Annotated in this window: 6 protein-coding genes; all 6 read left to right on the top strand. The window is 76.3% G+C overall.

Annotated elements, in window-relative coordinates; genetic code table 11:
* Window positions 1-45: 45 nt before the first annotated feature.
* The 6 genes from BJ964_RS39120 to BJ964_RS39095 are packed head-to-tail and all read left to right on the top strand — an operon-like array spanning window position 46 to window position 14,790.
* Complete coding sequence (locus tag BJ964_RS39120) at window positions 46-6,318, top strand: type I polyketide synthase (RefSeq protein WP_188125367.1); 6,273 nt, start codon at window positions 46-48, stop codon at window positions 6,316-6,318.
* 2 nt (window positions 6,319-6,320) lie between these two features.
* Window positions 6,321-10,487 carry a beta-ketoacyl synthase N-terminal-like domain-containing protein gene (locus BJ964_RS39115; protein ID WP_203832799.1) on the top strand — a complete coding sequence of 1,389 codons (4,167 nt, stop codon included), beginning with the start codon at window positions 6,321-6,323 and terminating at the stop codon, window positions 10,485-10,487.
* A complete protein-coding gene (locus BJ964_RS39110; protein WP_203832800.1) occupies window positions 10,484-10,765 on the top strand; it encodes an acyl carrier protein in 282 nt (93 codons plus the stop codon). The genes BJ964_RS39115 and BJ964_RS39110 overlap by 4 nt, the downstream gene beginning before the upstream one ends.
* Window positions 10,766-10,769: 4 nt before the next feature.
* A complete protein-coding gene (locus BJ964_RS39105; protein WP_188125366.1) occupies window positions 10,770-11,579 on the top strand; it encodes an alpha/beta fold hydrolase in 810 nt (269 codons plus the stop codon).
* Window positions 11,576-12,787 (top strand): glycosyltransferase, encoded by a 1,212-nt coding sequence (locus BJ964_RS49365; RefSeq protein WP_188125365.1) that lies wholly within the window; start codon window positions 11,576-11,578, stop codon window positions 12,785-12,787. Before BJ964_RS39105 ends, BJ964_RS49365 begins: the two co-directional genes overlap by 4 nt.
* The gene (locus BJ964_RS39095) at window positions 12,784-14,790 is read left to right on the top strand and encodes a methyltransferase domain-containing protein (protein ID WP_188125364.1); all 2,007 of its coding nucleotides are present in this window, start codon (window positions 12,784-12,786) and stop codon (window positions 14,788-14,790) included. The genes BJ964_RS49365 and BJ964_RS39095 overlap by 4 nt, the downstream gene beginning before the upstream one ends.
* The last annotated feature ends 1 nt before the right edge of the window (window position 14,791 follow it).

Genomic DNA, 14,791 nt, shown 5'->3' with positions numbered 1-14,791 from the left:
CGGGTGATTCGGGGGGACTGCACCGAAGTGAACACTGCAACGATCATGGCCGTCACCCCCTTCGGGCTCCCGGACGGGCGGCTGCTGGCCGCCTGCTGCCGGGCCGGGGTGCAGGGTGTGCTGGATCTCAGCGGACACGACGGTCCGGCGGCCGCCGAACTGCGGCGGGCGGCGCGATGGGTGCCGGGCCGGTTCGGGGTACGGGTGAACGCGACCCTGACGGCCGCGGACCTGCCGGAACAGGTGGACACCGTGGTCGTGCCGGCCGGGATCAGTGCCGGGGTGTGGGGCGGCCGGACCGTACTAGCCGAGGTCACCGGCCTCGTCCAGGCCCGCGCCGCGATCACCGACGGCGCCGACGGCCTGCTCGCCCGGGGCGCCGAGACCGGTGACCCGGACGCCGGACTGTCCGTCTTCGTCCTGCTCCAGCAACTGCTCGCCGAACTGGGCGTGCCGGTGTGGGCGTGGGGCGGCATCGGCCCGCACACCGCGGCGGCCGCGGTCGCCGGGGGAGCGGCCGGCGTCGTCCTCGACACGGCTCTGGCGCTGCTGCCGGAAGCCTGCCCGCCACCGGCGATGGCCGCCGCGCTGACCCGGCAGACCTCGGGCGCCGGCCTGGACGCGTACCTGGCCGCCGACCTCGCCCGCCGCCACCGCGACGTGCCCGGCGTGATCCGGGCGATCCGGGCGGCCGTCGAATCCGGGCGCACCGCTCCCGCCCTCGGCCCGGGTGCCCCGCTCGCCCGGCGGCTCGGCACCACCCTTCCGGTGGTCCAGGGACCGATGACCCGGGTCAGCGACCGTCCCGAGCTGGCGGCCGCCGTCGCCGCCGGAGGCGGGCTGCCCTGTGTCGCGCTGTCGCTCGCCGACGGCAAGACCAGCCACTCCCTGCTGCGGGCGACGGCGCGGGCGGTGGCCGGACAACCGTGGGCGGCCGGCATCCTCGGCTTCGCCCCGGAGGAGACCCGCGCCGCCCAGCTCGACGCCATCCTCGAGGCCGGCCCGGCCGCCGTGATCATCGCCGGTGGCCGGCCCGACCAGGCGGCCCGGCTGGAGTCGGCGGGCGTCGCCGCGTTCCTGCACGTGCCGTCGCCCGGCCTGCTGCGGCAGTTCCTCGGCGCCGGGGCCCGCCGGTTCGTCTTCGAGGGCGCCGAATGCGGCGGGCACATCGGCCCGGCCAGCAGCTTCGCGCTCTGGCAGGCGCAGATCCCGGTGCTGCTCGACTGGCTGGACGAGCACCCCGGCGACCACCTCGACGTACTGTTCGCCGGTGGCGTGCACGACGCCCGCTCGGCCGCCATGGCGACCGCCGCCGCGGCGCCGCTGGCCGCCCGCGGCGCCGGGGTGGGCCTGCTCATGGGCACGGCGTACCTGTTCACCGCGGAGGCGGTCGGCTCGGGCGCGATCGGGCCGGTGTTCCAGCAGGAGATCCTGCGGGCCCGGGCCACCACCGTCCTGGAGACCGCGCCCGGCCACCTGACCCGCTGCGTGGCCAGCCCGTACGCCGCCGAGTTCACCGCGGCCCGGGACCGGCTGCGTGCCGCCGGAACACCGGACCGGGAGATCTGGGACGCGCTGGAACGCCTCAACCTGGGCCGGCTGCGACTGGCCAGCAAGGGCCTGCGGCGTACCGGCGGGGATCTGGAACCGGTCGACGAGCGGGTGCAGCGCGACGGTGGCCTGTTCATGGCCGGTCAGGTGGCGGTGCTGCGCGACGCCGTCACCACCGTGGCCGAACTGCACGCCGAGGTGACCGCCGGCGCCGCCGCGTGGCTGGCCGTGCCCCCGGCCGACGCCGTGGCGCGCCCGGAACCGGACCGCGCCGCCGCACCGCTGGACGTGGCGATCGTCGGCCTGGCCGGCATCTTCCCCGGCGCCGGGGACACCGCCGCCTTCTGGTCGCAGGTGGTCGCCGGCGCCGACGCCATCACCGAGGTGCCGGCCGACCGGTGGGACCCGGACCGGCACGACGTTCCGTCGCGGTGGGGCGGATTCCTGCCCCGGGTGCCGGTCGACCCGGTCGCCTGGGGCATCCCGCCGGCGTCGCTGGCCGCCATCGAGCCGGTGCAGCTGCTCGCCCTGGAGGCGGCCGGGCGGGCCCTCGCCGACGCCGGCTACCAGCCGTTCCCGGACGCCGCCGACAGCGGGCGGCCGTTCGACCGGTCCCGTACCGCGGTGGTCTTCGGCGCCGAGTCCGGCGGCGAACTGGCGCACGCGCTCACCCTGCGGGCCGTGCTGCCCGCCTACCTGGACCGGGTGCCCGAGGCCCTGGACGCGCAGCTGCCCGGCTTCACCGAGGACACCTTCCCCGGTGTCCTCGCCAACGTGATCACCGGCCGGATCGCCAACCGGATGGACCTCGGCGGCGCCAACTACATCGTCGACGCCGCCTGCGCCTCCTCGCTGGCCGCCCTCGACGCCGCCTGCCGCGAACTGGTCACCGGCAGCGCCGACCTGGTGCTGTGCGGCGGCGCCGACACCCACAACAGCCTGCTCGACTACCGGCACTTCGCGGCCGCCGGGGCGCTGTCGCCGACCGGCCGGTCCCGCCCGTTCGACGCCGCGGCCGACGGCATCGCGCTCGGCGAGGGCGTCGGCTGCCTGGTGCTCAAACGGCTGGCCGACGCCGAACGCGACGGCGACCGGGTGTACGCGGTGATCAGCGGCGTCGGCAGCGCCAGCGACGGCCGGGCCCGCGGGTTGACCGCGCCCCGGCCGGAGGGCCAGCGGGCGGCGCTGCTGCGCGCCTACCGGCAGGCCGGGGTGTCACCGGCCGAGGTGGGGCTGGTCGAGGCGCACGGCACCGGAACGGTGGTCGGCGACCGTACCGAGCTGGCCACCCTCACCGGGGTGTACACCGAGGCCGGCGCGGCTCCCGGCTCGGCGGCGCTCGGCTCGGTGAAGTCGCAGATCGGCCACACCAAGTGCGCGGCCGGCATGGCCGGTCTGATCAAGACGGCACTGTCCATCCACACCGGCATCCGCCCGCCCACCACGCACCTCACCCGCCCGCACGACGACTGGTCCGAGGACAGCCCGTTCGCCTTCGACAAGGTGGCGCGACCCTGGCCGGACACCCTGGAACGACGGGTCGGCGCGGTCAGCGGGTTCGGGTTCGGCGGCACCAACTTCCACGCCGTGCTGACCGGCCATCGCGGGCCGGAACCACGGCACGGCCTCGACCAGTGGCCGGTGGAACTGTTCCTGTTCGCCTCACCGGCCGACGCCGCCTGGCTGCGCGGGCTGCTCGACACCCACCCACGGGCCCGGCTGCGGGACCTCGCCCGGACCGCGGCCGCCCGGCTGTCGCGTACCGCGGCGGCGCCCACCCACTCGGTGCTCGCCACCTCGATCGACGACCTGCGGTCCCGCCTGGAAAACCTCGACCACGACGGGGTACGGGCCACCGAGCGCCCGAAACTGGCACTGCTCTTCCCCGGCCAGGGCAGCCAGCGCGTCGACATGTTCGCGTCGCTGCTGATCACCTTCCCCGAACTGCGGGAACCCGCCGAGCACGGCGGCGACTGGGTACGGGCCCTCTACCCCGGCGCGGCCTTCGACCCGGACAGCGCCCACCGCCAGCGGAACCGGCTGCGCGACACCCGCAACGCCCAGCCCGCCCTCGGGCTCACCGGCCTGGCCGCCCACCGCTTCCTCACCCTGCTCGGCGTCACCGCCGACATGGCCGGCGGGCACAGCTACGGCGAACTCGTCGCCCTCACCGCCGCCGGCGCGCTGCCGGCCACCGCCCTGTCCGCGCTGAGCCTGCGGCGGGCCGAGGAGATCCTCGCGGCCGCCGGATCCCAGCCCGGCACGATGGCCGCGGTCACCGGCCCGCCCGACGAGATCGCCGCCGAGGTCGCCGCCGTCGACGGGGTGGTGCTGGCCAACCACAACAGCCCCACCCAGACGGTCATCGCGGGCGTTCCCGGCGCCGTCGAGCAGGCCACCGCGCGGCTGCGGGCGCTCGGCCACACCGTCACCGCCCTGGACGTGGCCTGCGCCTTCCACAGTCCGCTCGTGACCGCGGCCGGGCCCGGGTTCACCGCGGCGGTCGCCGGGCTGTCGCCGCAGGCGCCCCGGATCCCGGTGTACGCCAACCGCACCGCCCGGCCGTACCCGGACCGGCCCGCCCTGATCGCCGTCGAACTGGGCGACCAGATCGGCGCCCCGGTCCGCTTCGCCGACCAGATCGAGGCGATGTACGCCGCCGGCGCCCGCGTCTTCGCCGAATGCGGCCCCGGAACCACCCTCAGCAACCTGGTCGGCGCCATCCTCGCCGACCGCCCGCACCGGGTGGTGAACTTCGAGCAGGCCGGCGGAGGACTGGCCGGCGCCCTGTCCGCGGTCGCCGAACTCGCCCTGGCCGGGGTGCCGGTGCACCTCGACCCGCTCTACCGGGGCCGGGACGCCACCGACCTCACCGACACGGTCCCGGCGCCACCGCCGCGCTGGACCGTCGACGGGCACGCGGTCCGGACCGCCGACGGCGCCTACCTGACCGGCGGGATCGCCGCCGCCCGCCCGGTTCCGGCCGCCGCCCTGCCCGGCGACCCCGACCGGCTCATCGAGGACTACCTGCGCACCACCCGGGAGTTCGTGGCCACCCAGCGCGACGTCATGCTCGCCTACCTGGGTACGCCACCGCCGGCCGCGGTCGAGCCGGCCCACGCCCCGGAGCCCACGGCGGCGCCGGCGGTCACCGGCGCGGCCACGGCCCCGGCCGAGCCGGTGGACACCCTCGACCGGGTACGGGCGGTGATCAGCACCCGTACCGGCTACCCGGTCGACCTGATCGGCGCGGACGTCGACCTGGAAGCCGACCTCTCCATCGACTCGATCAAACGCACCGAGATCGTCGGCGAGCTGACCGGCGGCACCGGGCCCGCCCTGGAACGGCTGGGCCGCGCCCGCACCGCGGGGGAGATGGCGGCGCTGCTCGACGGCGGGCCACCGGCCGTCGCGCCGCAACGGTTCCTTTGCGAATGGGCGCCGGCCCCGCCGGCCGCGGACGCCGTACCGGCCGGGCGCACGGTCACCGTCGACGGGCCGGACGAGCTGGTCCGGGCGCTGCGCGAGCAGGGCGTCCCGGTCGTGGCCGACGGCGGCGACGACCTCGTCCTGGCCGGGCCGCTGGGCGACGGCGACGACGAGCAGCCGTGGCTTCCGGTGCTGTTCGAGGAGCTGCGGGCGGCCGCCGCGACCGGCCGTGGGGTGCTGGTCGCCGCAGTCGACGGCGACGCCCGCGCCGACGGGCTGCCGGGCTTCGTCCGGTCGATGCGGCAGGAGCGGCCCGGCGTCCTGACCAGGCTGGTCAGCGTGCCGTCCGGGGTGGACACGGCGACCGTCGCCGCGCTGCTGACCGCCGAACTCGCCGACCGCGACGGTGAGCCGGTCGTCCGGCACGGCACGAACCGGCTGGCGCCGTCGGTACGGCCCGTGCCACCGTCCCGGTCCGCCGGACGGGCCACCACCGAACTGAACCGGGACTCCGTGGTGCTCCTGATCGGCGGCGGGCGTGGGATCACCGCGACCGTGGCGGGTGAGTTCGCGGCCCGTACCGGCTGCCGGATCGTGCTGGCCGGCCGGACCGCGCCGGACGGCGAGCCGGAGGACGCCGAACTGGCCGCCGCCACCGACCTGACCGCGCTGCGGCGCGTCCTTGCCGGCCGCGACCCGGCCGGCGTCGACCGGCGGGCCCGTGCCGTGCTGGCCCGGCGGGAGGTGGCCGCCACCGTCGCCGAGCTGCGCGCCCTGAGCCGGACCGTCGAGTACCGCACCCTCGACGTGACCGACGCCGAAGCGGTCCACGGGCTGGTGAAGACGGTGCACGCCGCGTACCGGCGGCTCGACGGGGTGGTGTTCGCGGCCGGGGTGATCGAGGACCGGCTGCTGGCCGACAAGACCACCGACTCGTTCCGGCGCGTCTTCGGCACCAAGGTCGACGGCGCCCGCAACGTGCTGGACGCCCTCGACCACCTGCCGGACGCGCCCGGGTTCGTGACCCTGTTCGGCAGCGTCGCGGCGGTCCGCGGCAGCCGGGGACAGTGCGACTACGCGGCCGCCAACGACGCCCTCGACGACTGCGGCCGCCGCTGGGCGGCCCGCACCGGACGGCGCTGCCTCACCGTCCACTGGGGGCCGTGGGCGCCGGACCGCAGGCACGGCGGCATGGTGACCGCCGAACTCGCCGGCCGGTACGCCGCACGGGGCGTCCAGCTGATCGACCCGGCCGCCGGCGCCGCCGCCCTGCTGGACGAGCTGACCCACGGCGACCCGGCGCTGACCAGCGTCGTCTACGCGGCCCCGGGCTGGTGACCGTGGAACCGGTCGCCGTCGTCGGCATGGCGGTGCTGTTCCCCGGCGCCCCCGACCTGGACACCTACTGGCGCAACATCGTCACCGGCACCGACAGCGTCACCGAGGCCCCACCCGGGTACGGGCTGCCCGCCGGCCGGCGCGGCGGCTTCCTCGGCGACCTGGCCACCGTCGACCCGGCCGCCCTCGGGGTGATGCCGGCCGCGCTGCCGCTGACCGAACCCGATCAGCTGATCGCCCTGCACGTGGCCGGCGCCGCGCTCGCCGACGCCGGCCTCGAACCCGGCATGTGCGACCCCGGCCGGATCGGTGTGATCCTCGGCCGCGGCGGCTACCTCACCCCCGCCCTGTCCCGGTTCGACCAGCGGGTACGCGGCGCCCACCAGCTCGCCCACACCCTCACCGAGCTGCTGCCCGGCCTGGACCCGGACACCGCGGCCCGGATCCGCGACGCGTTCACCGACCGGCTCGGCCCGGTGTCGCCGGGCGCCGAGATCGGCCTGGTGCCCAACCTCGCGGCCGCCCGGATCGCCCACCGGCACGGGTTCGGCGGCCCCGCGTACACCGTCGACGGCGCCTGCGCCTCGTCGCTGCTCGCCGTCGACCAGGCCGTCGCCGAACTCGCCCGCGACCGCTGCGACGTGGTGCTCGCCGGCGGCGTCCACCACGCCCACGACACCACCCTGTGGAGCGTCTTCGCCGGGCTCGGCGCGGTCAGCCCGACCGGCCGCAGCCGCCCCTTCACCGGCGCCGCCGACGGTCTGGTCATCGGCGAGGGCAGCGGCATCGTGGTGCTCAAACGGCTGGCCGACGCGCGCCGCGACGGCGACCGGGTCTACGCCGTGGTCCGCGGCACCGGGGTGTCCGGCGACGCCGGCGCGGCCAGCCTGATGAACCCGGTCTCCGCCGGTCAGGCCGCCGCGCTGCGCCAGGCCTGGTCGGCCGCGGGACTCGACCCCACCGACCCGGACGCGATCGGCCTGATCGAGGCGCACGGCACCGCCACGGCGGCCGGCGACGCCTGCGAGCTGGCCACCCTGCACGCCGTGTTCGGTCCCGGCCGGCCCGCCGTCCTCGGCTCGGTGAAGGCACTGATCGGCCACACCATGCCGGCCGCCGGGATCGCCGGATTCGTCAAGGCCGCCCTCGCCGTCCACCACGGCGTGCTGCCACCGATGCCCGCCTGCGAGGACCCGCACCCCGGGCTGGCCGCCACCCGGTTCCGGCCGATCCCGGTGGCCCGCGCCTGGTTCGGTCACACCCGGCGGGCCGCCGTCAACGCGTTCGGGTTCGGCGGCGTCAACGCCCACGCCGTCCTGGAAGCGGCCCCGGCCGCCGGCCGCCCGCCGCGGGTCCGGGAGCCGGTGCCGCTGCTGCGGCTGGCCGCCGACACCACCGACGAGCTGGCGGCGCTGCTGGACCGGCCGCCGCCCGTACCGTCCGGGACCGGCCGTATGCGGCTCGCGATCGTCGCGCCCACCGCCCGCACCCTGGCCACCGCCCGCAAGGTGGTCGCGGCCGGGCAACCGTGGCGGGGACGCCAGGACATCTGGTTCAGCCCACGGCCGCTGCTGGCCGGCGGGCAGGGCCGGATCGCGTTCCTCTACCCGGGCCTGGAGGGCGAGTTCGAGCCCCGGGTCGCCGACGTCGCCGCCCGGATGGGCCGGGACGTGCCGCTGCCCGGAGCCGACGGCCTGCACCGGCACGGCGTGTCGGTCTCCCGGGCCAGCCGGCTGCTCGACGCCGCGCTGCGCGACCAGGGGGTACGCCCGGACGTGCTGGCCGGGCACTCACTGGGGGAGTGGACCGCCATGGCGGTGGCGGCCGGCTACCACGACGGCGAACTGGAACCCGTGCTGGAGGCGTTCGCCGACGCCGTCCGGCAGGTGCCCGACGTGGTGTTCGCCGCGGTCGGCGCCGGCGCCGGCACCGTCGAGCCGTTCCTGGGCGGGACCGGCGTCACCGTCTCGCACGACAACGCGCCCCACCAGTGCGTGGTCTGCGGCCCGTCCGGCGAGGTCGGGAAGCTGCTGCTCGCCCTGGCCGGGAACGGGATCACCGGGCAGGTGCTGCCGTTCCGGTCCGGGTTCCACACGTCCCGGCTGCGGCCGTACGTGCACCGCCTCACCGCCGCCGCCGAACTCCTCGACGCCAGGCCGTGGCGGACGCCGCTGTGGTCGGCGACGACGCTGGCGCCGTACCCGGACGAGCCCGGCGCGATCCGCGAGCTGTTCGTCCGCCACCTGCTCGAACCGGTCCGGTTCCGGCCACTCGTCGAACGGCTGCACGCCGAAGGGGTCCGCGCCTTCGTCCAGGTCGGGCCGGGCGGGCTCGCCTCGCTGGTGCACGACGTGCTGCGCGGCCACGACCACCTGGCGATCGCCGCCACCACCCCCCGGCAGACCGGGACCGGGCAGCTCACCCGGGTGCTCGCCGCGCTGTGGGCCGAGGGCGCCGAGCCCGGCGGGGACCTGCTCGCGCCACGGAACCCCCGGTCGTCCTCCGGGGCGACGGTCCGGCTGTCGCTGGGCAACCCCGTGGTGTCGCTCGGCGAGGACGCCGCCGCGCTCCTGGGCCGCGTCGCCGTACCCGTCGAATCCGGTGACCACCGGGCCGCCGCCGTCGCCGCCGAGACCGCCCGGGCCGCGGCCGACGTCGTCGCCGCCGTCCGGCGGCGCGCCGTGCCCACCACCACGGTCCGCCGCCACCTGTCCCTGGACCGGCTGCCCTATCTGCGTGACCACACGTTCGTGCAGCTGCCGCTCGGCTGGCCGGAACCCGGCGACGGCTTCCCGGTGGTCCCGGCCACCGACCTGATCCGGCACCTGTGCGACGCGGCCCGGCCCACCGCGAGCGGCGTGGTGACCGGTGTGCACGACGCCGGGTTCGACCGCTGGCTCGCGGTCGCGCCGCCGGTCACCGTCACCTTCGCGATCGACGCCGACACGCCGGACCGCCGCCGCGTCACGGCACAGGGGTACGCCCGCGCCACCGTCGAGTTCAGCGGCGCCTACCCGCCCGCCCCGGCGGTGTGGCCGCAACCCGCCGAACCGGGCCGCACGCCACGCCTGACCGCGACCCAGATGTACGCCGGCCGCTGGATGTTCCACGGCCCCGCCTACCAGGGCGTGACCGGCATCGACGGGATCGGCGCCCGGCACGTGCACGGCACCCTGACCACCCCGGCCGCCGGTGGCGCCCTGCTGGACAGCGCCGCCCAACTTGTCGGCTACTGGATGACGGAGGAGCTGGACGGCGACAACCGGGCCTTCCCGGTCGCCCTCACCGCGCTGCGCCTGTACGGCCCCGACCCGGCCCCCGGCGACACGCTCACCTGCCATGTCCGGATCGTCGCCGTCACCGGCGGCACGGTCACCGCCGACCTGCAACTGGTCCACGACGGCACGGTGCGGGCCGAGATGCACGGCTGGCGGCTGCACCGGTTCACCAGCGACGACGCGGTCCGGGCCGTGGACCGGTCGCCCGCCACCGCCCGGCTGGCCCGCCGCCACGAGGCCGGCTGGCACTGGGCCACCACCCACTGGGCCGACCAGGCCAGCCGCGACCTGATCGCCCGTACCTACCTCACCCCCGCCGAATGGGCCCTCTACCAGCGGCGGCCGGCCCGCGGCCGGGACCCGTGGCTGCTCGGCCGGATCGCCCTCAAGGACGCGGTCCGCGCCATGCTCACCGACCCCGAGGTCTTCCCGATCGAGCTCGACACCGGCAACGACGAGGCCGGACGGCCGTGGATCACCGGACGGCACGGGCGCCGGTTACCGCCGCTGGCCGTCTCGATCGCCCACCACGGATCGATCGGCGTCGCCCTGGCCCGTCCGTCCGGGCCGGTCGGCATCGACGTCCTCGAGGTCGCCGACCGCGACGACGCCACCGTCGCCGCGGCGCTCACCCCGGCCGAACGGGACCTGCTCGGCGGCGACCGGGCCGTCTGGTTCACCCGCTTCTTCGCCGCCAAGGAGGCCGCCGGCAAGGCGCTCGGCACCGGCCTCGGCGGCAACCCGCACACGCTGCGCGTCATCGCCGCGAGTGACACGGAGGCCACCGTCGCGACCACGGCGGGCGATCTGCGCGTACGCCTGACCGATCTGCATCACGAAGGACGACGGCACGTCGTCGCCTGGACCACCGACCGAGAGGTGCTGCCGTGACCACCGAAACCGTTCTCGCCGAGATCGGTGACCTGATCCGCGAGGTCCTCGACGGGTACGACCTGAACGCCGTGCCGATCACCCCGGACACGTCGTTCGACGCCGACCTCGCCTTCGAGAGCATCGACCTGGTGGTGCTCGGCACCCTGCTCACCGAACGCTACGGCCCCGGTATCGACCTGGCCGGTTTCCTGTCCACCCGGACGCTTCCGGAGATCATCACGTTGCGGGTCGGCGACCTCGCCGAGTACGTGACGGCCCGCCTGGAACACGCCTGAGCCGATGGCCCACATCAACACCAACGGGGTACGCCTGCACGTCCAGCGGATGCGGCAGGCCGATCCGGGCGCGCCACCGCTCGTCTTCGTCCACGGCCTGGGCGACAGCATGGCCTGCTACTACTTCACCCTGGCCGGGCCGGTCGCCGCCCTCGGCTTCGACGTCACCGCCTACGACCTGCGCGGACACGGCCGCAGTGACCGTCCACCGCACGGGTACGGCGTCGACTACGCCACCGGCGACCTGGCCGGGCTCCTCGCCGAGTTGAGGATCACCGGGCCGGTGCACCTGGTCGGCTACTCGTGGGGCGGCACGGTCGCCTTCCGGTACGCCCACCGCTTCCCGGACGGCGTCGCCTCCCTGGTCGTCATCGAATCCGAGCCGCCGACCCCCGGCTGGGCCGAGCGGACCGCCGGCGAACTGGCCGGGCTGGCCGCCTACCTCGCCGACCCCGAGTGGATCGCCCGGGCCGAACGCGAATCCGCCCTGCCCGTCCTGGCCCGGCGGTTCACCGCGACGGCGCGGGCGCTCCAGGCCACCACGCTGGCCGCCGAGGTCCTGGACCGGACCGGTCTCGCCGACCGCTATCCGGACGGCTGGCTGCGGTGCCCCCTGCTGATGGTCGTCGGCGGCGGTTCCGGCCTGCACGCCCGCTTGGACACCGTCCTCGGCCTGCTGCCACCGTGCGACGTCGCCGTGATTCCCGGCCACGGCCACGCGCTGCTCGCCTCCGCGCCTCAGGAGGTGGCCGCCGTCGTCCTGCCGTGGCTGGCCGCCCGCCGGGGCGCCCTCGCCGGGGCCGTGACGCCGTGAGCCGTTTCCTGATCGTGGTGCCGCCGTTGACCGGACACCTCGCCCCGCTGCGGGCGGTCGCCGCCCGCCTCGCCGCCCGCGGCCACCACGTGGTGTGGGCCGGGACGGGCCGGTGGCTGCGGGAACGCCTCGGGCCCACCGCCGAGATCCACGACTGCGTTCCGGTGTCCTTCACCGTCGGCGCCCGAGAACCCGGCCTGCGCGGGCTCGCCGCGCTGCGGTTCCTCGTCGAGGACTTCCTGGTGCCGCTGGCGACCGCGATGCTGCCCGGTCTCCGCGCCGCGATCATCCGGCACCGGCCCGACGTGGTCGTCGCCGACCAGCAGGCGTGGGCCGGTGCCTACGCGGCCGCTGAAGCCGGACTGCCCTGGGCCACCTCCGCCTCCACATCGGCGGAACTGCTCGACCCGTACCCGCCGGCCCTGCGCGACTGGCTGTCCGGCTGCTTCGCCGCGGTCGCCCACCCGCGGCCGGTCGCCGATCCACGCATGTCGCCGCACCTGATCCTGGCGTTCACCACCCCGGAGCTCACCGGCCCCGCCACCGCCGCGCCGTCCTCGGTGCGCTGGGTCGGCCCGGCCCCGCTGGACGACCCCGGCACCTGGACTCCACCCTGGCCCCGTCGGCCCGCTGATTCCGCCGCGGCCCCCGGCCCGGCCGAGGTCCATCCGCCCGCCGGCCGGCCGCTGGTCCTGGTGACGCTCGGCACCCAGTCCACCGAGACGGGGGCCCGCTTCCTGCGGGCCTGCGCCGAAGCCCTGGCCGCGCGCCCCGGCCTGCACGCGGTGATCACCGACCCCGGCCGGGTGGTCGGGCCGTGCCCCGGCCACGTCCACGTGACACCGTGGGTGCCGCAGCAGGCCGTACTGAAGCGGGCCGACCTGGTGATCTGCCATGCCGGGCACAACACGGTCGCCGAGTCGCTGTGGCACGGCCGACCGCTGGTGGTGGCCCCGATCCGTGACGACCAGAGCATCGTCGCCGGCCAGGTGGTGAACGCGGGCGCGGGCGTCCGGCTGCGCTTCGCGCACGCCACCGCCGCCCACATCGGCGCGGCCGTCGACACGATCCACAGCGATCCGGGGTACGCCCACGCGGCGGCCCGGATCCGCGCGGCCTTCCACGCTGCCGGTGGCGCGGACGAGGCGGTCACCCACCTGGAATCTCTCGCACGTTCCACCATTCTGATCCCGGAGGTCACCCGTTGAACGGGTCGATGCTGCCCGCCGCCGTCGCGGCCGCCGTCCTGCTGCTGGACGGGCTGCGCCTGCGCGCCCGTCTCCGCGCCATCCCGTCGCTTCCCCCGGTTCCCGCCAGGAACCCGGTCACCGTGCCGGCCGCGCCCGCCCGGATGCCGGTCTCCGTGCCCGCCTCATCCGCCGGGACCCCAGGGTCCGCGACCGGTTCATCGGGTTCCCCGGCGGGCGAGGCCATCTACGTTCCGGCCGCTCGGGAGCCGGACACCCGGCCCGGCGGCGGCGACCCTCCGGAGGACGAGGCCGACCGCTTCATCCTGATCACCGCCGCCGGAGTCACTGTCGACGAGCGGACCCGGGCGCAGGCGGTGGCCCACGCCGTGCGGGAGGGCCTCGCCGTCCTGGACCTGGTCCCCGCCGACCTGCCGATGTCCGACACGTTCACCCTGGTCCGCCAGGTCGACCCGGCCACCTACCGGACCGATCCGCTGGCGCCCGGCCGCGGCGCCGGCCAGGCCCTGCTGGTCGACGAGGCCCTGGCCGCCCGCGCAGGGCTGGAATCCGGCGGCGGCCATGACCCGGCCACCATGATCCGGATCGCCGACCGGCTGAAGAAGTACGCCGCGGCCGACGCCGGCCTGCTCGTGACCCCGGCGCTCACCGCCGTTCCGGACGACCCGGCGACGTTCCGGGCCCGGCTGCGCGCCTCCACCGCGTCGGTGCATGCCACCCTGGCCGGCCGCCTGTACGGCTACCTGCTGCTGGCCACCGCGGTCGTCCTCGACCCGGCGTGGGGACTGCTCGCCCTCGCCGCCTACGCCGCCCAGCCCTACCTGGTGACGGCCGGCACCGCCGTGCGCCCGGCCGACCGTGCCCGGGCCGCCTGGCTGCGCCCGTTCCGCGACCCGCTGCGCTGGTGGCGGTGCGCCCGGGGAACGTGGCGGTCACCGTACGACCGGGAGATGGACGAACGCCGCGCCCACGCCCGGACCGGCTACACCCGGGACCTGGCCGACGGAACGAGCCGCTTCTTCGAGCCCCGCCGCGACGACTGCCCCTGGTGCGGCGGCACCGATCTGCGCCACCGTCTCACCTCCCCGGACCGGATCATGAGCAAGCCCGGCTCCTTCTCGCTCGACCAGTGCCGGGACTGCGGGCACACCTTCCAGAACCCCCGGCTGAACGGCGCCGGGCTGGAGTTCTACTACCGCGACGTCTACGACGGGCTGGGCGAGTCCTCCAGCGAGAAGCTCCTGGCCGGCACCGTCGACTTCTACCGTGGCCGGGTCGACATGGTCCGCGCCCACACCCACCCGCGCAGGTGGCTGGACGTCGGCACCGGCTGGGGCCACTTCTGCCGGTACGCGGCGCCCGAGTTCCCCGACACCGTCTTCGACGGCCTCGACATGGGCGACGGCGTCCTGGAGGCCCAGCGCCGCGGTTGGATCGGCACCGCCCACCAGGGCATGTTCCCCGAGGCGGCGGACGGTCTCGCCGGCCGGTACGACGTGATCAGCATGCACCACTACCTGGAGCACACGCTCGATCCGCGGGCCGAGATCGAGGCCGCGGCCCGTGCCCTGCCACCGGGCGGCCACCTGCTCATCGAGGTCCCGAACCCGCGGTTCGGCCCGGCCCGCCTGCTGCGCAGCCTGTGGCTGCCGTACTTCCAGCCACAGCACCTGAACCTCGTCTCGCTGCCCCGTCTCGTGGAGGCGATCACCGCCCGGGGCCTGACCGTGGTCGCCACCGACACCGGCCGGGCCCACCAGCCGTGCGACCTGTCCGCCGCGATCCTGCTCTGGATGAACAGCCACTTCCCCGACCCGGACCGCCCCTGGGCCGGCCGGCCGGCGACCCGCTGGACCCGGGTTCGGCGAGCCCTGGCCTGGAGTGCGGTCATCCCGCTGGTGATCCCGGCCGCGGTCCTGGACCGTCTGGCCGGCGCGGCGATCGCGTTCACGGCGGGCGGCAACACCTACCGCCTGCTGGCCCGCAAACCAGCGGCGGGCTGAC

It is taken from the genome of Actinoplanes lobatus (genome assembly GCF_014205215.1).
In the GTDB taxonomy this organism is placed as follows: Bacteria; Actinomycetota; Actinomycetes; order Mycobacteriales; family Micromonosporaceae; genus Actinoplanes; species Actinoplanes lobatus.
This window is presented reverse-complemented; position numbering and strand designations above follow the sequence as displayed.